Annotated in this window: 24 protein-coding genes and 1 pseudogene; 10 read left to right on the forward strand and 15 right to left on the reverse strand. The window is 62.1% G+C overall.

Going from position 1 to position 23923, the window contains the following annotated elements:
• Positions 1–143 precede the first annotated feature (143 nt).
• On the forward strand, positions 144–2396 hold the full coding sequence (gene parC / locus O7B34_RS05910) for a DNA topoisomerase IV subunit A (RefSeq protein WP_337145283.1): 2253 nt from the start codon (positions 144–146) through the stop codon (positions 2394–2396).
• A gap of 248 nt (positions 2397–2644) precedes the next feature.
• A complete protein-coding gene (locus O7B34_RS05915; RefSeq protein ID WP_337145284.1) occupies positions 2645–3850 on the forward strand; it encodes an AI-2E family transporter in 1206 nt (401 codons plus the stop codon).
• On the opposite strand, the gene O7B34_RS05920 is transcribed toward O7B34_RS05915, so the two are convergent.
• The 4 genes from O7B34_RS05920 to O7B34_RS05935 all read right to left on the reverse strand — a co-directional run bounded on the left by O7B34_RS05920 (position 3851) and on the right by O7B34_RS05935 (position 6919).
• Positions 3851–4417 carry a hypothetical protein gene (locus tag O7B34_RS05920; protein ID WP_337145285.1) on the reverse strand — a complete coding sequence of 189 codons (567 nt, stop codon included), beginning with the start codon at positions 4415–4417 and terminating at the stop codon, positions 3851–3853.
• A gap of 103 nt (positions 4418–4520) precedes the next feature.
• Positions 4521–5417 carry a DMT family transporter gene (locus O7B34_RS05925; protein ID WP_337145286.1) on the reverse strand — a complete coding sequence of 299 codons (897 nt, stop codon included), beginning with the start codon at positions 5415–5417 and terminating at the stop codon, positions 4521–4523.
• A gap of 133 nt (positions 5418–5550) precedes the next feature.
• The gene (locus tag O7B34_RS05930; RefSeq protein ID WP_015318275.1) at positions 5551–6309 is read right to left on the reverse strand and encodes an arginyltransferase; all 759 of its coding nucleotides are present in this window, start codon (positions 6307–6309) and stop codon (positions 5551–5553) included.
• Positions 6310–6448: 139 nt separating this feature from the next.
• Positions 6449–6919, reverse strand: coding sequence for an RDD family protein (locus tag O7B34_RS05935; protein WP_337145287.1), 471 nt, complete (start codon positions 6917–6919; stop codon positions 6449–6451).
• A gap of 204 nt (positions 6920–7123) precedes the next feature.
• On the opposite strand from O7B34_RS05935, the gene sthA reads away from it, so the two are divergent.
• Positions 7124–8512, forward strand: coding sequence for a Si-specific NAD(P)(+) transhydrogenase (gene sthA, locus O7B34_RS05940; protein ID WP_337145288.1), 1389 nt, complete (start codon positions 7124–7126; stop codon positions 8510–8512).
• Positions 8513–8582: 70 nt separating this feature from the next.
• Here sthA and O7B34_RS05945 read toward each other — a convergent pair whose 3' ends face one another.
• Genes O7B34_RS05945 through O7B34_RS05955 form a run of 3 tightly spaced genes read right to left on the reverse strand, consistent with a single transcriptional unit; the run spans position 8583 to position 10042 of the window.
• Entirely contained in the window at positions 8583–9080 is a 498-nt protein-coding gene (locus tag O7B34_RS05945; RefSeq protein WP_337145289.1) for a hypothetical protein, read from the reverse strand.
• Positions 9077–9319, reverse strand: coding sequence for a hypothetical protein (locus tag O7B34_RS05950; protein WP_337145290.1), 243 nt, complete (start codon positions 9317–9319; stop codon positions 9077–9079). The genes O7B34_RS05945 and O7B34_RS05950 overlap by 4 nt, the downstream gene beginning before the upstream one ends.
• 36 nt (positions 9320–9355) lie before the next feature.
• Positions 9356–10042 carry an alpha/beta hydrolase gene (locus O7B34_RS05955; RefSeq protein ID WP_337145291.1) on the reverse strand — a complete coding sequence of 229 codons (687 nt, stop codon included), beginning with the start codon at positions 10040–10042 and terminating at the stop codon, positions 9356–9358.
• 201 nt (positions 10043–10243) lie between these two features.
• Here O7B34_RS05955 and O7B34_RS05960 point away from each other — a divergent pair, with 201 nt between their 5' ends.
• On the forward strand, positions 10244–11485 hold the full coding sequence (locus tag O7B34_RS05960) for an OpgC family protein (RefSeq protein ID WP_337145292.1): 1242 nt from the start codon (positions 10244–10246) through the stop codon (positions 11483–11485).
• Positions 11486–11503: 18 nt separating this feature from the next.
• Here the strand turns inward: O7B34_RS05960 and O7B34_RS05965 are convergent, their stop codons facing one another.
• On the reverse strand, positions 11504–12580 hold the full coding sequence (locus O7B34_RS05965; RefSeq protein WP_337145293.1) for a LacI family DNA-binding transcriptional regulator: 1077 nt from the start codon (positions 12578–12580) through the stop codon (positions 11504–11506).
• Between the two features lie 366 nt (positions 12581–12946).
• Here O7B34_RS05965 and O7B34_RS05970 point away from each other — a divergent pair, with 366 nt between their 5' ends.
• Positions 12947–13096, forward strand: a complete 150-nt coding sequence (locus O7B34_RS05970; RefSeq protein ID WP_337145294.1) for a hypothetical protein — start codon at positions 12947–12949, stop codon at positions 13094–13096.
• A 10-nt stretch (positions 13097–13106) separates the two neighbouring features.
• Here the strand turns inward: O7B34_RS05970 and O7B34_RS05975 are convergent, their stop codons facing one another.
• Both O7B34_RS05975 and O7B34_RS05980 read right to left on the reverse strand, forming a co-directional pair.
• On the reverse strand, positions 13107–13478 hold the full coding sequence (locus O7B34_RS05975) for a DUF423 domain-containing protein (RefSeq protein WP_337145295.1): 372 nt from the start codon (positions 13476–13478) through the stop codon (positions 13107–13109).
• A 36-nt stretch (positions 13479–13514) separates the two neighbouring features.
• Positions 13515–14768 (reverse strand): multidrug efflux MFS transporter, encoded by a 1254-nt coding sequence (locus O7B34_RS05980; protein ID WP_337145296.1) that lies wholly within the window; start codon positions 14766–14768, stop codon positions 13515–13517.
• Between the two features lie 114 nt (positions 14769–14882).
• On the opposite strand from O7B34_RS05980, the gene O7B34_RS05985 reads away from it, so the two are divergent.
• Positions 14883–15548: a GntR family transcriptional regulator gene (locus O7B34_RS05985; protein WP_337145297.1), complete on the forward strand. Its 666-nt coding sequence runs from the start codon at positions 14883–14885 to the stop codon at positions 15546–15548.
• The gene (locus O7B34_RS32155) at positions 15493–15912 is read left to right on the forward strand and encodes a DUF982 domain-containing protein (protein ID WP_442920944.1); all 420 of its coding nucleotides are present in this window, start codon (positions 15493–15495) and stop codon (positions 15910–15912) included. Before O7B34_RS05985 ends, O7B34_RS32155 begins: the two co-directional genes overlap by 56 nt.
• Before the next feature lie 60 nt (positions 15913–15972).
• Here O7B34_RS32155 and O7B34_RS05995 read toward each other — a convergent pair whose 3' ends face one another.
• Positions 15973–16119: a hypothetical protein gene (locus O7B34_RS05995; RefSeq protein ID WP_084637067.1), complete on the reverse strand. Its 147-nt coding sequence runs from the start codon at positions 16117–16119 to the stop codon at positions 15973–15975.
• A gap of 187 nt (positions 16120–16306) precedes the next feature.
• Between O7B34_RS05995 and O7B34_RS06000 the strand changes: the two genes are divergently transcribed.
• Together O7B34_RS06000 and O7B34_RS06005 are read left to right on the forward strand one after the other, a co-directional pair.
• Positions 16307–17278, forward strand: a complete 972-nt coding sequence (locus O7B34_RS06000) for a glycosyl transferase family 90 (protein ID WP_337145298.1) — start codon at positions 16307–16309, stop codon at positions 17276–17278.
• Between the two features lie 248 nt (positions 17279–17526).
• Positions 17527–18498: a glycosyl transferase family 90 gene (locus O7B34_RS06005; RefSeq protein ID WP_337145299.1), complete on the forward strand. Its 972-nt coding sequence runs from the start codon at positions 17527–17529 to the stop codon at positions 18496–18498.
• A 27-nt stretch (positions 18499–18525) separates the two neighbouring features.
• Here O7B34_RS06005 and O7B34_RS06010 read toward each other — a convergent pair whose 3' ends face one another.
• The gene (locus tag O7B34_RS06010; protein WP_337145300.1) at positions 18526–19569 is read right to left on the reverse strand and encodes an aldo/keto reductase; all 1044 of its coding nucleotides are present in this window, start codon (positions 19567–19569) and stop codon (positions 18526–18528) included.
• Positions 19570–19846: 277 nt separating this feature from the next.
• Here O7B34_RS06010 and ppk2 point away from each other — a divergent pair.
• Positions 19847–20766, forward strand: a pseudogene (ppk2, locus tag O7B34_RS06015) (polyphosphate kinase 2).
• Positions 20767–20865: 99 nt separating this feature from the next.
• Here ppk2 and O7B34_RS06020 read toward each other — a convergent pair.
• From O7B34_RS06020 to O7B34_RS06030, 3 genes are all read right to left on the reverse strand, one after another.
• Positions 20866–21510 carry a dihydrofolate reductase family protein gene (locus O7B34_RS06020; protein ID WP_140506531.1) on the reverse strand — a complete coding sequence of 215 codons (645 nt, stop codon included), beginning with the start codon at positions 21508–21510 and terminating at the stop codon, positions 20866–20868.
• A gap of 442 nt (positions 21511–21952) precedes the next feature.
• A complete protein-coding gene (gene hemB, locus O7B34_RS06025) occupies positions 21953–22984 on the reverse strand; it encodes a porphobilinogen synthase (protein WP_027143568.1) in 1032 nt (343 codons plus the stop codon).
• A gap of 112 nt (positions 22985–23096) precedes the next feature.
• Positions 23097–23915, reverse strand: coding sequence for a DUF2066 domain-containing protein (locus O7B34_RS06030; protein ID WP_337145301.1), 819 nt, complete (start codon positions 23913–23915; stop codon positions 23097–23099).
• Positions 23916–23923 lie beyond the last annotated feature (8 nt).

The raw sequence follows: 23923 nt of genomic DNA on the forward strand, positions 1-23923 counted from the left end.
CTTCGCAATAGATGCGGCATGTAACAGATTGATGTTGGCCGGCAAGCTCGACCTTGCGGTCTCCTGTTGCAGAAACGTGCGCAAATCGACCGGTCCGGTGCGCGCCTCTTGCCGCGAATCACCCGCTCGGCTAGTCCCAGCCCATGGGAAAAAGGCTTTTGCCGCCTGACAATGGCGGCGGCGATCATATTGAACCGGTCGATCTGAAGAAGGCGCTGGAAGAGCGTTATCTCGCCTATGCGTTGTCGACCATCATGCACCGGGCGCTGCCCGACGTTCGCGACGGACTGAAGCCGGTCCATCGCCGTATCATGCACGCCATGCGACTGCTGCGCCTCAATCCCGACCAGGGTTTTGCCAAATGCGCCCGTATCGTCGGCGAGGTGATGGGCAAGTTCCACCCGCATGGCGACCAGTCGATCTATGATGCGCTGGTACGGCTGGCGCAGGATTTTTCGATGCGCTACCCCCTGGTCGACGGCCAGGGCAATTTCGGCAACATCGACGGCGATAACGCCGCCGCCATGCGCTACACCGAAGCGCGCATGACCGACGTGGCGACCGAATTGCTTGCCGGCATCACCGAGGATGCCGTCGACTATCGGCCGACCTACAATGAAGAGGACGAGGAGCCGGTCGTGCTCCCCGGCGCCTTCCCGAATCTGCTGGCCAACGGCTCGTCCGGCATCGCGGTCGGCATGGCGACGTCGATCCCGCCGCACAACGCGGCCGAGCTTTGCGACGCCGCGCTGCACCTGATCGAGCATCGCGACGCGCCGGTGGCGAAGCTGATGGATTTCGTCCAGGGCCCGGATTTCCCGACCGGCGGCATCATCGTCGACAGCCGCGCCTCCATTCTCGAAGCCTATGAGACCGGCCGCGGCGGCTTTCGTGTACGATCGAAATGGAACCAGGAGGACCAGGGCAGAGGCACCTGGAGCATCGTCGTCACCGAAATCCCCTATGGCGTGCAGAAGGCGCGGCTGATCGAGAAGATCGCCGAGCTGTTGATGGCCCGCAAGCTGCCGCTGCTCGAGGATATCAGGGACGAAAGTGCCGAGGACATCCGCGTCGTTCTGGTGCCCAAGAGCCGTTCCGTCGACCCCGGCATCCTGATGGAATCGCTGTTCAAGCTCACCGAGCTCGAGAGCCGTTTCCCGCTCAACATGAATGTGCTGTCGCGCGGCAAGGTGCCCAACGTGCGGTCGTTGAAAGGCGTGCTGCAGGAATGGCTGGATCACCGCCGCGACGTCCTCATCCGTCGCTCGAAACATCGCCTCGGCGAGATCGAGAGGCGGCTGGAAATCCTCGCCGGCTACTTGATCGCCTATCTCAACATCGACGAGGTGATCAAGATCATCCGCGAGGAGGATGAGCCAAAGCAGGTCATGATGGCCCGCTGGGCGCTCACCGACACCCAAGCCGAAGCGATCCTCAACATGCGGCTGCGCGCTTTGCGTAAGCTGGAGGAATTCGAGATCCGCAAGGAATTCGATGGCCTGACCGCAGAGAAGAAGCAGATCGAGGCGCTGCTGGCGTCCGATGCAAAGCAGTGGTCGACGATCAAGTGGGAAGTCACTCAGGTTCGCGACAAGTTCGGCCCGGAGACCGAGATCGGCAAGCGCCGTACCCAGTTCGCCGATGCGCCCGAGCACGACCTGACCGACATCGCGCATGCCATGATCGAGCGCGAGCCGGTCACCGTCGTGGTTTCGGAAAAAGGCTGGCTGCGGGCAATGAAGGGCCATCTGGCCGATCTTTCGACGCTGACCTTCAAGGAGGGTGACAGTCTCAAGCTCGCCTTCCATGCCCAGACGACAGACAAGGTGCTGGTCTTCACCACCGGCGGCAAATTCTACACGATCGGCGCCGACCGGCTGCCCGGCGGCCGCGGCCATGGCGAGCCGATCCGCATCATCGTCGACATGGACAATGACCAGGACATCGTCACCGCCTTCGTCCACGATCCCAAGCGCAAGCTGCTGCTCGCCTCTTTCGACGCCAACGGCTTCATCGTTGCGGAGGAAGAGGTGGTCGCCAACACCCGCAAGGGCAAACAGGTGATGAACGTCAAGGCCCCGGACGAAGCCAAGCGCTGCGTGCCGGTCACTGGCGATCATCTGGCCATCGTCGGCGAGAACCGCAAGATGCTAGTGTTCGCGCTCTCGGAAATTCCGGAGATGGGTCGCGGTAAGGGCGTGCGGCTGCAGAAATACAAGGACGGCGGCCTTCTCGACCTCAAGCCATTCACGCTGGAGACCGGTCTTTCCTGGCAGGATTCGGCCGACCGCACCTTCACGCGGTCGCGCGAAGAACTGGCCGAGTGGATCGGCGCGAGGGCATCGGCAGGGCGTATGGTGCCGAAGGGTTTCCCGAGGACTGGCAAGTTCGGGTAACGGGGCGCTTCTTCCTTCTCCCCTTGTGGGAGAAGGTGGCCTCGCAACGCGAGGTCGAATGAGGGGTGTTCCAGGGAACACCAACGCCTCGCTCCGCGGGAACACCCCTCATCCGTCGCCTTCGGCGACACCTTCTCCCACAGGGGGAGAAGGGAACACAGCGCCACCATCACCATTTGGACTATCGTCACGATTGCTGCACTATATCAGTGCATAACTGACCGGACGGGTCGGGGAGAACAGGGCATTTGAAGGAAGCAAAGATCCAGAAACCGGAACGGCAGCAGCGCCTCTTCGGGCTGTCCACACCGCTTCGGTCGGCCGTCATACCGCCGCTGTCGGCGGCGCGCTGGCTGCTGGTGTTGATCGTTGCCGCCGGTGTCTATTTCTTCCATGGTTTCCTGTTCCCGGTGCTGGCCGCGCTCGTCATCGCCTTCGCCAGCTGGCCGCTCTACCGTCGCCTGCTGGTCGGCGTCGGCGGCAACCGCACCATCGCCGCCACATTTGCCATCCTGTTCATCCTCGCCTTCCTGGTGATACCGATCGCGCTTGCCGGCACCTATGCCATCAACGAGGTGCGCGAGTGGGTCGGCTGGGCGATCGAGACCAATCGGCACGGTGCGGTGACGCCGCACTGGATCGCCACCCTGCCTGTGGTGGGTGAGTGGCTGAACGAGCAGTGGACGACCAATCTCGGCCATCCCGGCGGCATCGGCGAACTGATCCAGCTGGTCAGCGGCGCCAATATCGGCAGCATCTACCGCGGCGCGCTCGCCGCCGGAGGCAGCGCTTTCAGCCTCTTTCTGACGCTGCTGTTCATGATGATCGCCCTGTTTTTCGCCTATCGCGATGGCGAGAATTTCGCCGGCCAGATCGACCGCCTCGGCGAACGCATCCTGCCGACCCGCTGGGAGCGGATCTCGCGCGTCGTGCCGGCGACCATTTCCTCGACCGTAACCGGCATGACCGTGATTGCCATCGGCGAGGGTCTGGTGCTGGGCGTCGCCTACTGGCTGGCCGGCGTGCCGTCGCCTGTGACGCTGGGCGCGCTGACAGGCGTGATGGCGCTCATCCCCGGCGGTGCGCCATTGTCCTTCACGTTGGTCTCGATCTACCTCGCCGCCAGCGGCTCGCCGATGGCCGGCCTAGCGCTGTTCATATGGGGAACGGTCGAGCTGTTCATCGTCGACAAGACATTGCGCCCCAAGCTCGTGGGCGGACCGATAAAACTGCCCTTCCTGCCAACCTTTTTCGGCTTGATCGGCGGCGTCAAGACGATGGGTTTTCTCGGCCTGTTCATCGGCCCGGTGCTGATGGCGCTGCTGGTCGCGATCTGGCGCGAGTGGCTGCGCGAGGTGGAACTGGCAGATGACACCGCTGCGGAGCCCGTAGCCGAACTCGAACGCGGGCCGCCACAGATCGAGATTACAGCAGAAAAAAGGGCCAAGGCCTGATTACTGCTTGGGCCGGGCTTGTGTCATCACTTTTGGAAACACAAGCGCCCATATGAGTGTGGCCCACGTCAAGAAGGCTGCCAGCAGCATGAACTTGAAGCCCGGCAAGAAAATCGATTCCGCGCCATTCCAGAAGTGGCTGAGTTGACACGCCTCGGTTAAGTCTGGTCCTTTCGGGACGCGAAATCCCCTGGACAACCATCCCCCTTCTTGACGGTCAATAAAGACCATCAAAAAGTAAGAGAATGCAAAAAAAAGGCACCACCAGAAGGTGCCCTTGGCATATTTGCCTTCCCATGGTCGTGCGATCATCCAACATTTCACCAGCACGCCGAGATGGATTACTCCGGCCATTGCTATGAACAAAGTCGCTCCAATTATATTGCGAGCAAAAGGCAAGCCGCACTGCCCGAGGTCTACTTTCCGGACGAACCAACTGGAAAATAGTGTCGCTGCACTGGGGTCGAAGCCTCGTGCAGCCCCAAATGCTGCCAAGATTAGCAGCAGGACGACCACGGTCGAAATAGTCGCCTCTCGAGTGATCCCAACGCGCATGTTTGATTTCACGGCTCACCCGATATCATAGGAGCAACCATCCTTAAGGCGAGCTGTTACTAATGCGCTAACGGCGGCCAGGATTCCAAATCCAGTACCTCTGTGCCGAGGGCTTCTAAACGGAGTGACTTGATGCAAGCGTGCCCTGGCGCCTGCGCCCATCATGCAGCTGCCAGAGCGAATGCGCGACCAGCGTGACGATCAGGATGCCGCCACCGATCAGGCTGTTGCGCGTCGGCGTCTCGGCGAAGATCATCCACACCCAGATCGGCGCCAGCACCGTTTCGAGCAGGTAGAACATCGCCACTTCCGGTCCCGAAATGTATTTCGGCCCTGCGGCGAGGCAGAAGAACGAGATCGGCATGATGACGGCGCCGTTGAAGATGATCCACCATGGCGCGTTCACGTGGAAGCCTTCGCCTGTCACCATGAAGGTGGCCAGTCCAAGCGGCAGAAGGACGCCTATGAGCGAGGTGAATCCCATATCCTTGCCGCTGGCGCGCGAGATGGTGATGGCGACCGCGATGAAGAAAGCCGAGCAGAGCGCCATGAAGTCGCCGAACAGCTTGCCGGTGCCGACCGAACCGCCAACGATGACCAGCACGCCGAGGATCATGACCAGCATCGCCACGATCGTCACCGCCCGCGGTCTTTCCTTCAGGAATATCCAGGACAGCAGTGCGGCGAACACGGTGTTGAAGGCCAGGATGAACACCAGATCGGCGGTCGAGGTATGAAAGACCGCGGTAACGAAGGTGATCGAGGTCAGCCCATAGCATATCGCCACGATCAGCCCGGACCAGCCGGGGATGAGCGGCGGGACATTCCGGCTCAGCGCGCGCCAGACCGACCAGATGATCATCGCGGCGATGAAGGTGGTTCCGGTCCGCAGCAAAAGGATCGTCCACGCGCCGCCATCCGCAAGGCGGATCAACGGTATGTCGACAGTCAGTATCAGTCCGCCGATGGCGGTTATCAGAAGGCCCTTCTGGTGATCATGGTGAGAGGACATGCAGGAACTTTCGCAATTGAATTGCAGGCGGTGGCCGACCGGCGCAATCGCGCACTCTCTCCATCCGAGCGGCTGAAAGACCAGCATCCCCTGCCTTGAAACAGTTAAGCGTGGATCGTGGGAAAACTCAGCGTCAGACCGCTTCGTTGGTGTAGCGCTCCCAACCTTTTGGGCCGAGATGCTCCTGCGGCATGAAGCGCATCTTATAATTCATCTTGCGCGAACCGTTGACCCAGTAGCCAAGGTAGACATGGGGCAGTCCCATCGCCTTGGCACGGGCGATGTGGTCGAGGATCATGAATGTGCCGAGCGACCGACTTTCGAAATCGGGATTGAAATAGGAATAGACCATCGACAGGCCGTCGGCCATCTTGTCGGTGAGCGCCACCGCGATGAGTTCACCCTGGCCCTTGCCGGTGATGAAAGTATCGGGTCCGCGCCGCCGGTATTCGATCACCTTGGTATCGACGTGGGTATCCTCGACCATCATGGCGTAGTCGAGCACCGTCATGTCGGACATGCCGCCGCGGCGGTGGCGGGCATCGAGATAGCCGCGAAACAGCGAATATTGTTCGGTCGAGGGCTCGGCATTGTGCATGGCGCCGACGAGGTCGGAATTGTGCTGCAGCACGCGCTTCATGTTGCGGCTGGCGGTAAACTCCTGGGCCAGGATACGCACGGATACACAGGCGCGGCAGGTCTCGCAGGCTGGCCTGTAGGCGATGTTCTGCGAGCGCCGGAAGCCGCCTTGCGTGAGCAGGTCGTTCATCTCCGAGGCCTTGTCGCCGACCAGATGCGTGAACACCTTGCGCTCGAACTGGCCGTCAAGGTAGGGGCACGGCGACGGCGCGGTCAGGAAGAACTGCGGCGACTGGGTCGGATGCTGCGTCATCGAGCCTTGGAAACACTCCTTCGAATCGCTCTACCTTTGGCTCCGGCGGCGAAAAATTCAATAGGATAGTGAAGGTGCGGTTGACTGAACACCTTCACATTTGCGCTCAAGGGGCTGCGGTTTCTCTTGAGGGTCGGTTTTAGCGGCCAGTGCGGCTGACGACCGTGCCGAGCAAAAGATCGTGCAGCGTGCGCTTGCGGTCGGAGAACAGGGTCACCAGCAGGACCAGCGGCGACAGGATGACGTTGCCGGCCCAGAACAGCACGGAATGGACAACCGCCGTGAGGCCGTCGATCGGCCTGCCGTCGAGACGGTCGAGGCGGATGCCCATCATCTTCATGCCCGTAGTGGCCTGGTCGGCGCTGCCAAGTGTGTTCCAGATGTAGAGGATGGCGACTGCCGGCACCAGGACGCCAAACAGCATCCAGCCAAGACCGAGGGTCAAAAGCCCGAGGAAGAACACCAGGATGGCGAACGGAATGGTGAGCAGGGCGACGATGATATAGTCGAGCACGAAGGCCAGGATGCGCCTTGTGCGCACGCCTTCATAAGCCCTGACATCGTCAAGCCGGGTATCGATGATTTCGCCGTCGAGAACGCGAGCGTTCATGTCATTTCCTCGTAACAGGGGCCTGCTTAGCCTGCGCCCACCTCATCAGAAATGGTGAAGGCTCATGGCGGAATCAAGATCGGGCCGTTTCGCCGCGCGCATCGGGGCAGAGTAGAACGTCTGACGGTCTGAACCGGTTGAATTTGCAGCGTGGATGGCGTTAGCTTGCTGCGGCGCAACAAGACGCCGAGGGGACGGGGTAATATGGACTACGACATGCTGGTCATCGGCAGCGGCCCCTCGGGCCGCCGCGCGGCGGTGCAATCGGCCAAACTCGGCAAATCGGTGCTGGTGGTCGACCGGGGCCGGCGTCTTGGCGGCGTCTCTGTGCACACCGGCACCATCCCCTCGAAAACGCTGCGCGAAACTGTGCTCAATCTCTCGGGCTGGCGCGAGCGCGGCTTCTATGGACGCGGCTATCGGGTCAAGCAGGATATCTCGGTCGGCGACCTGATCGAGCGCCTGCACAAGACGCTCGACCACGAGGTCGAGGTGCTGCAACACCAGTTCATGCGAAACACGGTCAAAAGTGCGCGCGCGGCGGTGAAATTTCTCGGCCCGAACAAGGTCAGCCTGACATCGGACAATGGCGATTACAGCGAAGTCGGCTTCGCCAACGCGCTGATCGCCGTCGGCACCAGGCCGCATCGGCCGCGCGACGTGCCCTTCGACAAGACCCGTGTCTTCGACAGCGACGAGATGCTTGAACTCGACCGGCTGCCGCGCACGCTGACGGTGATCGGCGCCGGCGTCATCGGCGTCGAATACGCCACGATCTTTTCCGCGCTCGACGTACCGGTGACGCTGGTCGAGCCGCGCAACTCCATCCTCGATTTCGTCGACCGGGAGATCGTCGACGATTTCATCCACCAGATGCGCGACCGCGGCATGACGATAAGGCTGGGCAGCGCGGTCAAGGAAATCCGCTCCAAGCCGGAAGCCGCCGAGGTGGAACTGGCCGATGGCCGAACCATCCGCTCCGAGGTCGTGCTCTACGCCGCCGGCCGCACCGGCAATGTCGGCAGCCTCGGCCTCGACGTGGTCGGCATCGAAGCCGACTCCAGGGGCCGTATCAAGGTCGATCCGCAGACCTTCCAGACCAACGTGGCCAATATCTACGCCGCCGGCGACGTCATCGGCTTTCCGAGCCTCGCCTCCACCTCGATGGAGCAGGGCAGGGTGGCCGCCTGCCATGCCTTTGGCGTGACCCTGCCGGCGCCGCCGGAGACCTTTCCCTACGGCATCTATGCGGTGCCGGAGATATCTACGGTCGGCCAGTCCGAGGAACAGGTACGCCAAAGCGGCGGCGCCTATGAGGTTGGTGTCGCTCGCTTCCGCGAGACGTCGCGCGGCCATATCATGGGCGTCGACACCGGCTTCCTGAAGCTGTTGTTCTCGATCGAGACGCGACGCCTGCTCGGCGCGCACATCGTCGGCGAGGGCGCCACCGAACTCATTCACATCGGCCAGGCGGTTATCAACCTCGGCGGCACGGTCGACTTCTTCGTCAACAACACCTTCAACTACCCGACGCTTGCGGAAGCCTACAAGATCGCCGGCCTCGACGCGTGGAACAGGATGGGGCGGGGTTAGGGCGGCGGCCGGGCATGCCCTCCTTGAGTGGAGTTCAACGCAAGCAAGGAATAGCCATGCCGCGCCAGGTCTAGTTCCTGGTAATGACGAAGTCGGCGTTTGTCAGGCCGAGGCCAGGCGACATTGTCGCGATGTGGATCGCGGACCGTGTTCCGGTGCCATCGGGGTCGCAACTGAGCCAGCCGTTGCTCGCATCGTAGAGAATGCGCTGTGATTCATCGGTGGCTGCTGCCCCGATATGAAATGCTTCAGGAGGCAGCGTGCCCTCCGTCCGGCTCATGAACGACCCACGCGCCAGGAATATAGTATCATCGGGCACCGAATAATCGGCAATCGTGTCGACATTGTTTGAAGCATCGGGCGCCAGGTTGAGGACGAATTTGTCATTGCCTGCGCCGCCGTTAAGATGGTCGTTGCCGGCACCGCCTTCCAGCGTGTCATTGCCATCACCGCCAATCAGCACGTCCTCCCCTGCGTCCCCAATTAGATAGTCGTCGCCGCCAGCAGCGTCGAGGCGGTCGTTACCGTCGTCGCCGAGCAATGCATCAGCGCCGTCTCCGCCAATCAACGTATCGTCTCCGCTTCCGCCATCGAGGAAATCGCCACCGCCGAGCCGACGATGCGGTCATTACCCTTTTCACCATAGATCTCGTCCGCCCTGGTGCTTCCTGAACTGTAGTCGTTGGCTCTGGTACCGATGCGGAATATCGGTTTGGAGCCTGGTCCCCAGAAAACCAGCATTTCTGCGATGACCAGGAAGAGTCCGGCGGCTATTTGCGGTATTACCCTGGCTTTTGCTCTCGCCATCTCAGCACAGCTCTCCTGCGATGCGCTGGACGTTTATCACGCACAGCTGTCTCGGAGATTAACCAACTGGGTCGCCGCCGATCCCGCCAGCCATCGCTCGACGATCGCGGCGTCCGGGTCGCCGATGTCGTGGCCCGATGGAACAATCCGGGCGTCGATCTCCGTGCCGTGCCGGCTGAGCAGCGTCACCAGCGCCGGCGCGAAAGGCCCGTAGGTCTCGTCGGCGGCTCCGGCAATGATCAATGTCCGTGTGCCCATCAGGTCCGTCGCCGGGACCTTGTCGAGCACAGGCATTGGCCTCAGCAGCGCGGCGCTCCAGACCATGCCGGGATGGAGCAGCATCAGGCTTGAAACCAGATTGGCGCCGTTCGAATAGCCAAGGAATGTCGCGTGATCGAGATCAAGCCCGTGGCGCGCGGCGGCTTCTCTTGCGAATGCCGCGAACGTGGCGGTTTCGACACGGATGCTTTCCTGGTCGAAACGCGTCGGCGTGATTCGCTCGAACCAGCGAAAACCGTCCTCCTGGGGGATACGGCCACGCACCGCGACCAATGCGGCATCTGGTGCCATGCGTCTCGCCAGCGCCACCATGCTTGTCTCGTCGACACCCGATCCATGCAACAGGAACAGGCATTCACGGCCGTCTCCGCCGGCGCCGAGGAGACGATAGGGAAAGGCCAGGTCCAGTATCAGCGAGCCATTTTCGACACTGGCGCCAGTCATATCGCATCCCGTTGATTATATGAGGTTTCGCTCAATTTGCCGGCTTCAAAACGCAATATTTTCATGCTCCGCGAAAGTTGATTGAACCAGGCGCATTCCAGCCCGTTTCTGCGCCGATACACTCCCTGCGGGAGGAATCGAAGCGGTGCGTCGGGGGTCGCATTGCTGGACATGAACAACCAGCTTTGAGGCCTTTTGTCGATGACCACCCCTGTTTCGCCGGATCGCGATTTGCGTATCCCAGATCGCGATTCGCGTATCCCAGATCGCGGGTTGCGTATCTTGGAACGCGACACGCGTATCGATGTACTGCGCGCGCTGGCCCTGCTCACGATCTTCATCGACCATGTGCCGGGCACGGCTTTCGAGGCCCTGACCTACAAGAATTTCGGGTTTTCGGATGCGGCCGAAGCGTTCGTGCTGATTTCCGGCATCTCTGTCGCGCTCGCCTACGGCACGAAATTCCGGCCGGGAGGCCGGTTTCTCGCGGCCTTGAAGATGTGGCGGCGGGCGGGCGTGCTCTACGTCGCCCATATCGTCACGACGATGGTGGTGATGGCCCTGTTCTGCGCCGTGGCGGTGTTTGCCAAGCGGCCGGAACTGCTGAAGCTCATCAATATCGAGCCGCTGATGAAGGACACGCCGCAAGTGCTGGTCGGCATCGTCACGCTCGGCCACCAGCTGGGCTACAACAACATCCTGCCGGTCTATGCAGCGCTGCTTTTGATGGCGCCGGCCTTCGTGCTGTTTGTCAGCTACAGGCCCGTCGCGGCCCTTCTCCTTTCCGGGATGCTGTGGCTCGTTGCCGGAATCTGGCAGATCGCGCCGCCCAATTATCCCGAGCCCGGTTTCTGGTTCCTCAATCCGCTGTCCTGGCAGTTCCTGTTCAACATCGGCCTTGCCGCCATGCTGCATGTCAGGCGCGGCGGTGTCATTCCGGTCAACCGCTGGCTGATCGGCGCGGCCGCCGCCTACGTGCTGGCGGCGCTGGTGTGGGTGCATAGCCCGCTCTGGGGACATATAACGTGGTTCAACCTGCCGGTGGTGATCGGCGGCTTCGACAAGACCTTCCTGTCGCTGCCGCGGCTGTTGCACATCCTGGCGGTCAGCTATCTCGTCGTCGCCCTGCCGGCGCTGTCCAGCCTGTTGCGCACCAGCCCCGATCATCCGCTGGCGATACTGGGCAAACGATCGCTGCCGGTCTTCATCGCGGGCACGGTGATCGCCATGGTCGCGCAGGTGATGAAGGTGATCAATCCGGGCGGTTTCGTCTATGACAGCCTGCTGATATCGGCCGGCATTGCCATGCAGTTCGCGCTCGCCTTCTATCTCGAATGGCTGTCGACCATCGGGGGTTCGGGCAAGGCCCGCACGGCCCAAAAGGATCCGGCGCCGGTTCGTGCGCCGTTCGGCCTCTCCGCCGTGGGAAGAGCCAATCGGTAGTCGGTTCGGGCGTGCGGTTCAACCGCGGGGCGGACCCGACGAGCCCCGCACGATCAGTTCGACCGGCAGTTGCTGCCGGCTGACCGGCCCGTCGCTCTCCAGGATCGCCCTGACGGCAAGGCGGCCCATCTCGGCAATCGGCTGGGCTATCGTGGTCAATGGCGGCTCGGACACCGCTGCTTCCGGAACACCGTCGAACCCGACGACGGAAACTTCGTCAGGCACGTTGAGCCCGCGTGCGCTCAGCCATTCGAGCGCCACCAGGGCTATTCTATCCGACATGGCCAGGATGGCGGTGGGCGGTGCGTCGGAGGCGAAGATGGTTTCGAGCCCTGCCTTCGTGCTCGCCACGTCGTTGGCGGTCTCGTAGACGGGTACTTTGGATATATCGACGCCAACCCGCGAAAGCTCCCGGAGATAGCCGGTGAGGCGGTCGCGCGTCCCTGCATAGGTTGCCGCCCGGACCTGTTCGGCCGAAACAAGGCCTGTCCTGTCGTCGGCGAAGGGCAGGGCCAGAACGGCGAAGCGGTGATGTCCGAGATCGGTGAGATGGCGGGCCGCCATGCCGGCGCCGGCGATGTTGTCGACACCGATCGCGGCGACCGACCCGTCCTCGGAATCGAGGTCGAGCGCGACGAAGGGAAGCTTGCGCTCGCGTGCCAACTCCACCAGGCGAGAGCCGCCTTCGATGCAGAAGACGATGAAGCCGTCGACCAGGGCGCTCTGGATGTTCCAGGCAAGCTGCTCGTTGTTGGCGGCCGAGACCAGGGAAATGCCGGCTCCCGTCGCATCGCAAGCCTGCGAGATGCCTGCCATCATAACGCGCGCAAACGGATCGTCGAAGAAATAGGAGAGGGGCTCGGCGGTGGCAACGCCGATGGCGTTGACCTTGCCGGCCCGCAGCAGCCTGCCCTTTGGATCGGGTCCGCCATAACCCATTGCCTCGGCTGCCGCACGAACCCGATCGCGAACTTCCTCGCGCACGATCTCGGGGCGGCTGAATACATTGGACGCGGTGCCGTGCGAAACACCGGCGGCCTTTGCGATATCGGCCAGTCGGACGGGTCGTCGATTGCCTGCGGTGAGTGACGCCATTTGCGCGTGCCTCCTGACATGCATTTAGCACGTTCCTGGGCCGCATCTAGCACTTTCGTTGGATCGATTCAAATTTTGCTTGACCGGCCATGGCCGGAGTCATATGCTTGAATCGATCCAAATGGCAGGCTTGGCCTGCTTGTTTAACCGGAGGGGAGGAGCGCCATGCATCCCGTCAACTATCTGTTCGAAGACATTTATCGCAACGACTGGAATGTCAGGACAGCCGCCAACAAAGTCAGGCGCCGTGGTGAAGCCGGTCCATGGGTTCGCGACCTTCGCTTCCTCGTGTCCCGCAAGCGGGGCCGATCAACCATTTTTTCGCACCCGTGGATTGGATCGATTCAAAGACAAGGAGGATGAGTCATGCACCCCATCAAACATCTGTTTGAGGACATCTATCGCAACTACTGGGGCATCGCGCCGGCCACGGAGCGACCGGAGGCGCGGCGCCGGACAAAACCCGCCGCGCACGATCGCGAACTTTGGGTCCGCCCGGAACGCCGCCGGGATTGACGTGGAGCAATCATTTCAGGGGTCGTGGGTGCGCCACGGTCGAAATCGCTATCGCAAGCCAGCCTGCAATGAGCAGGGTGCCGCCGATCGGCGCCGACATCGGAAACAGCCTTGAGCCCCAGAAATCGCGGGCGAGAAGATCACCCGCGAAGAGCAGCAGCCCGGCGAGCAGAATGAGGCTTGCGATGCGCAGCCAGCGGTTTGCTCCGATAAGGCCAATGGCGAGAAAGACCGGCGCATGCATCAGGAGGAACGACGCGGCCGTGCCGGTGAAAGCGCCGCCATGATGCGCGGCCGCTGCCGAAAGCGCCACCCCCGCCGCGCCGGCGAGACCGCCGGCAAGCACGAGGAGCCGGCTGCCGTTTGGATTGGCGAGGTTCATGGTCGGCGTGCTCCTTCTTTTGCAGGTCAGGCAAGCTCAGGGCTTGCCCGCTTCCAGCGCCATATGCCGCGTCCGCCGCGATTGGACGATCCAGTTGTAGGCGGCACCCAGCGCCATTAGCACCGACGTGCCGAGAAACACCGCCGGCATTCCGAAATGGCCGCCGACGAAACCGCCGGCCAGCGGCCCCGCGACCTGCCCGACATACTGTGCCGAGATCGCAAGGCCAAGCACGTTGCCGCCGACGCCGTCGGGGATGTTGTGCCTGATGACACTGGTGATGCAGGGCAGGAGGCCGCCCAGCGCCAGGCCCATCAGGAAACGCAGGCTGATAAGCTGCCAGCTGTTGGTGACAAAAGCCTGCGGGATGAGCAACAGCGCCGAGACGGCCAGCGCTCCCACGACAACGTTCCAGTGCCCGATCCGGTCTGCGAGCTTGCCGAGCCAGGACGCCGACAAGATGGTGCCGAGGGCGGCCGCCGACATTACCACGCCGGCGACGAGGGTCACCCGGTTCTGGTCCTCGATGAGCTGCTGCACATAGACGGTGATGATCGGCTCGATCGACATCGTGGCGAAGGCGAGCAGCATGCCGGTGGTCAGCATGGCCACGACCGGGCGCTTGTCCGGGATCTGCGACCAGCCGCTTTTCGGTTTTGTCGCCGACGCGGCTTTGGCAGCCCTCGGGCGCGAACTCTCCTTGATGAGGAAGGTCGTCGCCAGGAAGGCGAGGAAGATCACCCCGCCCGACAAGAGGAAGGTGGCGCGAATCCCGATCACCGGCGGCAGCACGCCGCCGAGCAGCGGGCCGACCAGCGAGCCCGCCGTGATGCCCGCCGACAGGACGCCAAGCGCCCAGCCGGAGCGTTCCTTCGGCGTCTGCATGGCCACCAATATGGTTGAACCCGAGGAATAGCCGCCGGCGAAGCCGATCAGCAGGCGCAGCAGAACCAACTGCCAGACCGTCTCGACCATGCCCGTCAGCGACATGCAGATCGCCATGCCGAAGGAGGCGCGCACCAGCATTACCTTGCGGCCGTAGCGGTCGCCCAGGCGTCCCCACAACGGTGCGACCATCGCCGCGGCGAAGAAGGTGGCGCCATAGGCGATGCCGGACCATTGTACGATGGCGGCATGACCCCGTGCGCCGAGCTGTTCGACGTAGAGCGGCAAGAAGGGCAAGAGCAGGGTCATGGCGATGAGCGTGCTGAACGACCCCGCGAAACAGACGGCGAGATTGCGCCGCCAGTGGATGTTGTAGCCGCTTTGCCGCGTGTCTTCCTGCGTCATTCCTGCCTGCCCGGTATCAGTGCTTGTTGCGGATACCATTTTGGGATACCAAACTGGTATCCGTCATGAACTTCAAGCCGGTCGCTGTCAATGCGGCTTCGGAAAGGATGCGCGATGTCGCAGATGCAGAATGTCGAACGGCAGCTTCGCGAGATGATCCTGGCGCTCGAGATCGGGCCGGGAGAGCGGCTGACCGAACGCTGGATCGAAGGCCGTTTCGGCGCCTCGCGCACGCCGGTCAGGGCGGCACTTCTGCGGCTGGAGACCGAGGGGCTGGTCGGCAGGGACGGGCGCGGCTGGACGGTCTCGCCCATCAACCTGGCCGAGCTCGAGCAGATCGCGGTCTATCGCGAGGCGGTCGAGGTCGCGGCGCTGCGGCTGACATGCGGGCAAGCCGACAAGAGCGCTATCGATGTCATCGAGGCGATGCTCGATTCCTGCGACGAAAATACCCCGCGCGAGGAATGGCATCGTGTCGGCACGGATTTTCACATCGAACTGGCGCGGCTCTCCGGCAACGAATTCCTGTTCCGGGCGGTTCGTGACGCCATGACGCGCCTGTCGCGCGCCCGCTGGCTGGAAGTGCGTGATGAAACGGCCCTTGGCCGTGCCTGGCTCGAGCATCGCGCCATCCTAGCCGCTACACGCCTTGCTCAGGCCGATGAAGCCGCGCGGCTCCTGTCGGCCCACATCGTCGGCAGCCGCGACCGGCTGGTGACGTCGCTTGCCAACGACCGACGTGGCCTTCGCGCCAGGGGATTTGCCGTCGTCGCCGCTTAGTACGGCCTATGCGCGGCAGCCCGCTCGCCGGAAAACAGGCGGCATCCGACGCGAAGCGCACTTTCAGCCTCGCTTCGAGCAAGTCGATGGCGTAAGAGCGGCGATGGAAAACAATCGTTTTGAAACACCCGTGACCGTCAAATCCGTCACGGCGGGAAGCACTCAGCTCTTGCGTTCGGCAAGGGAGGCTTCGGATTACCTCCTCAACAGCTGGCCGGGCAAGCGCAGCGCCAAGCATCGTGCGGCGCTGCAGGCCTGCCACGACGCACTCGCCGGCGACAAGCCGGCGATGAACGCCCGACGCGCTTTCATCGCGGCGGCGCGGGAGGTGGATGTTTTCATCAGCGACAAGGCGCCAGCCTGACATAGGCTGACACCGACAATTCGGATTGAGGCACGGCCCGCTTTCGCGGGCCGCATGCCGTTACTCCTCGGTTTCGGTCTCCGTCTCGGTCTCAGGCTTCGAACGCTCGCGCGCGGCAACCTTGGCCGCCAGTTTTTCAGCCTTCTTGGCCGCCTTCTGGCGGTCGCGCTCCTTGCGTTCCTGATCGTAGTTTGGTGCTCGCGCCATATCGGCTCCTTTTGTCACTGCCTTGCGGCCCTGAACCTGCCTAGGAGCATTAGCCGTCAAACACAACAGCCGAAGCGACGATGCGTCGAAGAGATGCCGGGGCTTGCCAGATGGGCGCCACAATGATGTAGGAAACCCGGGGCGCCAATGAATTGAGAGCTGCCTGTTAGTTTTGATCAAGTGACCGATGGCCACAATTTCGCGGACCGCAGCAAGAGTTTTCTATTATGCGCGAAACGCCGCGCGCGATGTGGCTCCGCAAGCGCTGTTTCGCGCCAGGCTGGCCGGCCGTCTCGAAAGGGCCAGGCTTTCCGGTGAGGCGGCGCGCCAGCGGTTGAATTACTACAACAAGTTGCAGGAAGGTTTCGCGCCAAGCGCCAATGCCAAGCGCATCAGCAAGCTGCCCTTCACGCCGACCATGTACTATTATGACCTGAAGGAATTCGCCCGCTACTTCGATCCGGATTTGCTCATCGACCTCGAATACGGCGACGTCAGGCGTGTGCCGAAGGTGCCGACGATCGTCAAGGATCGGCCGATCCGTGAGGATGACAAGAACGCGGTTATCATGAAGCTGGACAAGTTTCGCCACTTCCAGATGCCGGCTGATGCCATCTCGTTCGCCGACAAGCTTCCGGCCGTGGTCTGGCGCGGCGATCTCAACAATCCGATCAGGACAAGATTCCTGAAGGCCGTGCGCGACCTGCCGTTCTGCGATGTCGGCTCGCACAAGCCGAACGCGCCGGCGGAATACGCCAAGCCTTTTCTCAGCATCAGCCAGCACCAGCGCTATCGCTACATCGTCTCGCTCGAGGGTAACGATGTGGCGACCAACCTCAAATGGATCATGAACTCGAAGTCGCTTTGCCTGATGCCGCCGCCGACCTACGAGACATGGTTTGCCGAGCGACAGCTCGAAGCCAATGTCCACTATGTGCCGCTAGAGGCAGACTTCTCCAATCTTGCCGAACACGTCACGTATTTCGAGCGGCACCCGGCCAAGGCAGAGCGCATCATCGCCGCCGCGAACGCCTATTGCCGGACATTCGACGACGAGCGGACCGAACAGGCGATCTCCCTGCTGGTGCTCTACAAATACTTCGTGCTCTCTGGCCAGATCAAACCTGATGCCGAGGTGTGGCGCTACATAACGGGCTAATGCATGTCGCCCGGAAGTGTCCTCGGTTCCGGGACATGCATAAAATCAGAAGCTTACGGAAGGTCGGGCGAATCCTGTTCGCCGCGACGTGCTGTAGTTGCCGCGGCATCCCCGGCGCGTCTCGTCGAGGCCGGCCATCACGTGTTCGGGCACTGCCGGAATACGTGCCCTAACGATGCGCAATCACGCTGCGGGAATCATCCCGGCTGTTGTCTGTTTAGTGGCGCTTGTTTTAGACTACGAGAACGATGGCCACCATACAACGGACGACGGCAAGGGTCTTCTACTACGCGCGAAACGTCATGCGCGATATCGCACCCCAGGCGATCTTCCGACGACGGTTGGCGGGCCGCCTGGAACAGGCCAGGCTCTCGGATGAAGCCGTGCGCCGACGGCTGAATCACTACAACAAGCTGCAGAACGCTTTTACGCCAAGCCCGGATGCCGTGCACATCGACAAGATGCCGTTTGAACCGAGCATGTATTATTACGACCTGAAGGAATTTGCCCGCTATTTCGATCCGTCATTGCTCATCGACCTGAAGTTCGGCGACGTCAAAGGCGTGCCCAGGCTGCCGACGCTCGTCAAGGATCGGCCGATCAGCGTCGACAACGGCAACGCTGTCGTTATGAAGTTCAACAAGTTTCGCCACTTCCACATGCCCGTCGACACCGTCGCCTTCGCCGACAAACGCCCGGTTGTGGTCTGGCGCGGCGACCTCAACAATCCGATCAGGACACGGTTCCTGGATGTCGCGCGCGGCTTGCCGTTCTGCGACGTCGGTTCGCACAAGCGCAGTGCACCGGCTGAGTACAGCAAGCCTTTCCTCAGCATCAGCCAGCATCTGCGCTATCGCTACATCGTCTCGTTGGAGGGCAATGACGTGGCGACCAACCTCAAATGGATCATGAATTCCAACTCGCTCTGTCTGATGCCGCCGCCGACCTACGAAACATGGTTTGGCGAGAGCCAGCTCGAGGCCGGTGTCCACTATTCGCCGCTCGACCCGGACTTCTCCGATATTCGTGAAAGGGTGGATTATTTCGAGCAGCATCCGGCCGCGGCGGAGCGCATCATCGCCGCGGCCAATGCCTATTGCCGCAAATTTTCCAATGAACGGGACGAGCAGGCGATCTCCCTGCTCGTCCTCTACAAATATTTCGTGCTCAGCGGCCAGATCGAACCCGATCCCGAGCTCTGGCGGTTCATCGGGACCTAGCTCTTGTGCTCGGCCCGACGCCCCTGATCAGATGTCGCTGCGGTCGAGAACCATGTCGGCGGGGCCGAAGCGATCCTTCGCCGTCAGTTGCTGGTGCCAGTAGGGGTAGAGCAGGGGCGGTCGGCTGACGGCGTCGAGGCGCTGGCGTTCCTCGGTGCCGAGCTCCAGGGCGGCGGCCGCGAGATTGTCCTTCAGCTGGACGTCGTTGCGGGCGCCGATCACCAGCGACGAGACGGCAGGGCGGCCGAGCAGCCAGGCAAGCGCCACCTGCGCCGCCGACACGCCACGATCCTTGCCGATGTCGACCAGCACATCGACGATCCGCCACAGCCGGTCCTCGTCGCGGATCGGCGGCTCGGACCAGCCGGCGAGCTGGCGGGCGGTCGGGCTGTCGCGGCGGTATTTGCCCGACAGCAGGCCGCCGGCGAGCGGGCTCCAGACCAGCACGCCCAGCCCCTGGTCGACCGAGATCGGCAGCAGCTCGTACTCGGCCTCGCGCGCTTCCAGCGTGTAGTGGATCTGCTGGGTGACGAAGCGTTGCTGGTGACGGCTGTCGCTGATGGAAAGCGCCTTCATCACCTGCCAGCCGGAATAGTTGGAGCAGCCGATGTAGCGCACCTTGCCCTGGCTGACCAAAGTGTCGAGCGCGGCAACGGTTTCCTCGAGCGGGGTGAGGCCATCCCACTGGTGGACGAAATAGATGTCGATGACATCGGTCTTCAACCGCTTCAGGCTTCTCTCGCATTCGCGGATCAGATGATGGCGCGACAGGCCCTCGTCGTTCGGGCCCTTGCCGATCCGCATCCGCGCCTTGGACGCGATCAGCACATCATTCTTGCGCTTGCCGCTGAGCGCTTCGCCTATGATCTCTTCAGACAGGCCGTTCGAATAGACATTTGCGGTGTCGATGAGGTTGATACCGGCGTCAATGCACATATCGATCATCCGCTTGGCTTCGGCGAGATCGCTGTTGCCGACCGCGGCGAAGGGCCCGGAGCCGCCGAAGGTCATGGTGCCAAGCGTCAGGGTCGAAACCTTCAGGCCCGAACGGCCAAGGGTGCGGTATTCCATGTCAGATCCTCACGACTTTGTTGAAGAGGCGTGCCGCCAAGGGGCAGGCCTGGAACGCGACCGCGGATTTGTAGGACAATTCGGCCGGCTTGTCGCCGTAGAATGAGTTGGATCGATCACACATCGCCGAATCCGCCGTGGCGGCAATTGCGCTGCAATAAAACCGTCACCGCCGGCCTATATTGAAGTCGGCTCAGGTGTTTCCATTCTCGGCCGCTGGCCAGCAATTTGGGGCGCCCAGTAGTAACCGACAGGGCTTGCAAGCGGAGCAGCTGATATGACCGAGCTAAAACAGAATTCCCCTGCCAAGGACTGGCTCGAAGCCGAACTCGCCGACACGCTCGACGAAGATTATGAGCTCGAAATGTCGGAGCCGGCGCTGTCGATGGAGATCGCCAAGATCTACAAGAACTCGCATCCGCCTTCGATCGATCGCATGCAATATTTTCGCGACCTGATCGGCTTGCAGTCCGAATTGATCAAGCTGCAATCCTGGGTCGCCTATCACAAGAAGAAACTGGTGGTGATTTTCGAGGGCCGTGACTCCGCCGGCAAGGGTGGCGTCATCAAGCGCATCACCCAGCGGCTCAATCCGCGCATCTGCCGCGTCGTGGCGCTTCCGGCGCCGACCGAACGCGAGAAGTCGCAATGGTATTTCCAGCGCTATGTCCCGCATTTGCCGGCAGGCGGCGAGATCGTGTTGCTCGACCGCTCCTGGTACAACCGCTCCGGCGTCGAACGGGTAATGGGTTTTGCCAACCCGAGCAGGTGGAGGAGTTCTTCCATGACGTGCCGGAGTTCGAGCGCATGCTGGTGCGCTCGGGCATCACCGTGGTCAAATACTGGTTCTCGATCACCGACGAAGAACAGCAGATGCGCTTCCTGATGCGCATCCATGATCCGATGAAGCAGTGGAAGCTGTCGCCGATGGACCTGCAGTCACGTGTGCGCTGGGAACAGTACACTAAGGCCAAGGAGGAGACTTTCGCCCGCACCAACATCCCCGAAGCGCCCTGGTTCATCGTCGAGGGCAACGACAAGAAGCGCGCGCGCCTGAACTGCATCGATCATCTGCTGAAGCAGCTGCCGTACGAAGACGTGCCGCACGAGGAGATCACGCTGCCGGAGCGCGTCTTCAACCCCGAATACGAACGCCAGGTCTTGCCGCGCGAACTGTACGTGCCGGAGAAATATTGAGAAACCTTTCCTTCTCCCCGTTTCACGGGAAGAAGGTGCCCGAAGGGCGGATGAGGGGCGGCGCAGGGCTAACTGGTTAGACCGCCAAAAGGGCTCGGCCTAAGCCCTGTTGATGACCACGTGTGTGGCAAGTGCCGTTGCCGCCTGTTCGGTGCACTGATAACCAAGGTTGGGCATGTCGAGGCCGGCAAAAAGGTTTTCGCCCTTGCCCAGCAGCACCGGTGAGATCGCCAGGTGCATCTCGTCGATCAGCCGCTCCTGCAGATATTGCCGGATGGTGGAGACGCCGCCGCCGACCCGCACGTCCTTGCCGCTGGCCGCTGATTTTGCCTGCTCTAGCGCCGAATGGATCCCGCCGGTGACGAAATGGAAAATCGTTCCGCCTTCCATCGTGATAGGCGCCCGCTCGTGGTGGGTCAGCACGAACACCGGCACATGATAGGGCGGATTGTCGCCCCACCAGCCCTTCCACTTGTCGTCAGGCCATTCACCCCGGATCGGGCCGAACATGTTGCGGCCGAGGATCCAGGCGCCGAGGTTCTCGAAGCTGCGCGCCGCAAAGTCCTCGTCGACGCCTGTCTCGCCGCCTTCCTCGCCAAACATCTTGCGGAAGGTGCGGGTGCTGAAAGCCCATTTGTGCAGGGCCATTCCGCCGACGCCGAGCGGATTTTCCAGACTCTGATCAGGCCCGGCGCCGTAGCCATCGAGGGACAGGCTGAAAGCGTTGACGCGCAGCTTGGACATGAAACCTCCTCGATAACCAGTTGTATTTTGCAAGTGGTTTTCTTCTAGCAAACTGATTTTGAATTGCAAGTGGTATTTTTCGGATCGAAAGATATCTATCGAGACCTTCGCACCAAGCGATATCCAGACTGTTGTGTGGCGGTCGGCTCGGACGGCCAGTGGCGGCCGTCGAGACAGCCGCGATATCAACTCATTCGCCTGTAAATTTCACGAAACGGATGTGGTGTCCGCATTGCCGACGCCCGACCCCGACGGTGAAACGTGTCAGCAAGCATCCTCTGGAGGCGTTCGCCATACCTCTTGGGCCGAGATGCGGGCTGCCGGCCGCCTCCGGCCATCATAGCTGCAGCTGCCGGTTTTTGTCAGCGGGAATTCGAAGGAACCGCCGACCGATCGAAAGAGTGGTGACATCTACTGAAAGGTCTTGCCCGGGACGGTGGATCTACCCTTTCAGCATTTCCGCCACTTCGGGAGCGAAATAGGTCAGGATGCCGTCGCAGCCGGCACGCTTGAAGGCGAGCAGCGATTCCAGCATCGCCTTCTCGCCGTCGATCCAGCCATTGGCGCCGGCCGCCTTGATCATCGAATATTCGCCCGACACCTGATAGGCGAAGGTCGGCATCTGGAATTCGTCCTTCAGCCGGCGGATGATGTCGAGATAGGGCAGGCCGGGCTTCACCATCAGCATGTCGGCGCCCTCGGCGATGTCCTGTTCGGCCTCGCGCACCGCCTCGTCCGAATTGGCGTGGTCGATATAATAGGTCTTCTTGTCGCCCTTGAGCAGGCCGGCGGTGCCGACTGCTTCGCGATAAGGGCCGTAGAAGGCCGAGGCGAATTTGGTGGCGTAGGACATGATCGCCACGTCCTGAAAACCGTTGGCGTCGAGCGCGTCGCGGATGGCACCGATACGGCCGTCCATCATGTCTGATGGCGCGATGATGTCGGCGCCGGCAGCCGCCTGGATGACGGCCGCCGCCGCGACCTGTTCCACGGTTTCGTCATTGACGATGATGCCGTCGCGCAGGATGCCGTCATGGCCATGGCTGGTGAACGGATCGAGCGCCGCGTCGGTGATGATGCCGATCTCGGGCACCGCCTCCTTTATCGCGCGGGTGGCGCGGTTGATGATGTTTTCCGGGTCGAGGATATGCGAGCCGGTCTGGTCGCGCAGGCCGAGATCGACATTGGGGAAGGTGGCAAGAGCCGGGATGCCGAGCTTGGCCGCGCGTTCGGCCTCCTTGACGGCAAGGTCGACCGACAGGCGAAAGACGCCGGGCATGGCGGCGATCGGTTCGCGGACATTCCTGCCCTCGACGACGAAGATCGGCCAGATCAGGTCGTCGACCGAAAGCCTGTTCTCCTGCACGAGCCGGCGCGACCAGTCGGCCTTTCGCATGCGGCGCAGGCGGCGGCTGCCGGTGACGTCGTCGACGCTGCGCGCGCCGGCGGGTTTTGCTGGGGTGAATTTGTTCATGGCCAAAACTCCGGATCGGCGGCTTTTACCACGAGCCCATGATGCTGACCAATGCGACACGTTTGTGCCAGTGTCGAAAGCTGCCTCAGCGCTGTCCCGCACGCCTATTGGGTCAGGGCTGCCCATTGCCCGAAAGGATCTGTGCCGCGCCTCCGATTGCCACACGGAACGCCTCGTCGAAGCTGACACCGCGCACCTGCCAACGATAGGTCTTGCCGCGATCGGCCAGTCGCCAATCGGCGATCCAGCCTAGCTCCTCATCGCTCCATACGATGCTGCCGGCGAGCGCTCGGTCGCCTCCGGCCTGTTTGGCCAGCCGATCCAACTTTGCCATGTCGGCCGCCCGCAGCGCTTCGCCCAGGTCCCCAAGCTGCGCGGCCTTCGGAAAGACGACATGCATCAGCGTTGGACCGGTGGCATTGACGAAGGATTCGCGCATCGTCTCGCCGCGCCCTTCCTCGTCGCTCAGCACGAAATGCCGAGTGCCCTGTTCAGTCGTGAGGAATACGGCGAGTGTCGGCCGCTCGCCAAGCCAGGGCCTGCTGCCGAGCGACGCCAGCACCTTGTCGATCACATCAGGCTTGTAGAGGCAGGTGAGGTCATGCGGCCGGTCATGCGTGCCTTGCTCGTCATGGATCGGAATGCCCTCCAGCCGGTCATGGTAGCGAAAGCTGTCGACAAAGCTGCCGGCCTTGTCGCGCAACGCGTCCATTTCGCGTCTGGCAAGCAGCCGCTGATCGCCCGAAACACGGACGAGGACCTTGTCGAGGCAAGTCCTGAAGCCGAGCTGGCGGTTTTCTTCACCCTGGCCGGTGACGATGGTCTGCGATTGGTAGAGGTCGCCAAGGTCGGTTGCCCCCACGGGGACATTGGTTGCCCACAACGCAGACAGGCAACTCAGAACAAGGACAAGGCGCAAAAACTGCGGCATGGCTCACT

This window comes from Mesorhizobium sp. Cs1299R1N3 (genome assembly GCF_037179625.1).
In the GTDB taxonomy this organism is placed as follows: Bacteria; Pseudomonadota; Alphaproteobacteria; order Rhizobiales; family Rhizobiaceae; genus Mesorhizobium; species Mesorhizobium salmacidum.

What these genes read in the sequence shown, in the direction of transcription:
- hemB (WP_027143568.1), bottom strand. Translation starts at nt 22,984, where the DNA reads ATGAACAAATTCACCCCAGCAAAACCCGCCGGCGCGCGCAGCGTCGAC.
- O7B34_RS06030 (WP_337145301.1), bottom strand. Translation starts at nt 23,915, where the DNA reads ATGCCGCAGTTTTTGCGCCTTGTCCTTGTTCTGAGTTGCCTGTCTGCG.
- O7B34_RS05980 (WP_337145296.1), bottom strand. Translation starts at nt 14,768, where the DNA reads ATGACGCAGGAAGACACGCGGCAAAGCGGCTACAACATCCACTGGCGG.
- O7B34_RS05925 (WP_337145286.1), bottom strand. Translation starts at nt 5,417, where the DNA reads ATGTCCTCTCACCATGATCACCAGAAGGGCCTTCTGATAACCGCCATC.
- O7B34_RS05935 (WP_337145287.1), bottom strand. Translation starts at nt 6,919, where the DNA reads ATGAACGCTCGCGTTCTCGACGGCGAAATCATCGATACCCGGCTTGAC.
- O7B34_RS06005 (WP_337145299.1), top strand. Translation starts at nt 17,527, where the DNA reads ATGGCCACCATACAACGGACGACGGCAAGGGTCTTCTACTACGCGCGA.
- O7B34_RS05960 (WP_337145292.1), top strand. Translation starts at nt 10,244, where the DNA reads ATGACCACCCCTGTTTCGCCGGATCGCGATTTGCGTATCCCAGATCGC.
- O7B34_RS05985 (WP_337145297.1), top strand. Translation starts at nt 14,883, where the DNA reads ATGTCGCAGATGCAGAATGTCGAACGGCAGCTTCGCGAGATGATCCTG.
- O7B34_RS05930 (WP_015318275.1), bottom strand. Translation starts at nt 6,309, where the DNA reads ATGACGCAGCATCCGACCCAGTCGCCGCAGTTCTTCCTGACCGCGCCG.
- O7B34_RS05950 (WP_337145290.1), bottom strand. Translation starts at nt 9,319, where the DNA reads ATGGCGAGAGCAAAAGCCAGGGTAATACCGCAAATAGCCGCCGGACTC.
- O7B34_RS05975 (WP_337145295.1), bottom strand. Translation starts at nt 13,478, where the DNA reads ATGAACCTCGCCAATCCAAACGGCAGCCGGCTCCTCGTGCTTGCCGGC.
- O7B34_RS05955 (WP_337145291.1), bottom strand. Translation starts at nt 10,042, where the DNA reads ATGACTGGCGCCAGTGTCGAAAATGGCTCGCTGATACTGGACCTGGCC.
- parC (WP_337145283.1), top strand. Translation starts at nt 144, where the DNA reads ATGGGAAAAAGGCTTTTGCCGCCTGACAATGGCGGCGGCGATCATATT.
- O7B34_RS05965 (WP_337145293.1), bottom strand. Translation starts at nt 12,580, where the DNA reads ATGGCGTCACTCACCGCAGGCAATCGACGACCCGTCCGACTGGCCGAT.
- O7B34_RS05995 (WP_084637067.1), bottom strand. Translation starts at nt 16,119, where the DNA reads ATGGCGCGAGCACCAAACTACGATCAGGAACGCAAGGAGCGCGACCGC.
- O7B34_RS06020 (WP_140506531.1), bottom strand. Translation starts at nt 21,510, where the DNA reads ATGTCCAAGCTGCGCGTCAACGCTTTCAGCCTGTCCCTCGATGGCTAC.
- O7B34_RS05970 (WP_337145294.1), top strand. Translation starts at nt 12,947, where the DNA reads ATGCACCCCATCAAACATCTGTTTGAGGACATCTATCGCAACTACTGG.
- O7B34_RS06010 (WP_337145300.1), bottom strand. Translation starts at nt 19,569, where the DNA reads ATGGAATACCGCACCCTTGGCCGTTCGGGCCTGAAGGTTTCGACCCTG.
- sthA (WP_337145288.1), top strand. Translation starts at nt 7,124, where the DNA reads ATGGACTACGACATGCTGGTCATCGGCAGCGGCCCCTCGGGCCGCCGC.
- O7B34_RS06000 (WP_337145298.1), top strand. Translation starts at nt 16,307, where the DNA reads ATGGCCACAATTTCGCGGACCGCAGCAAGAGTTTTCTATTATGCGCGA.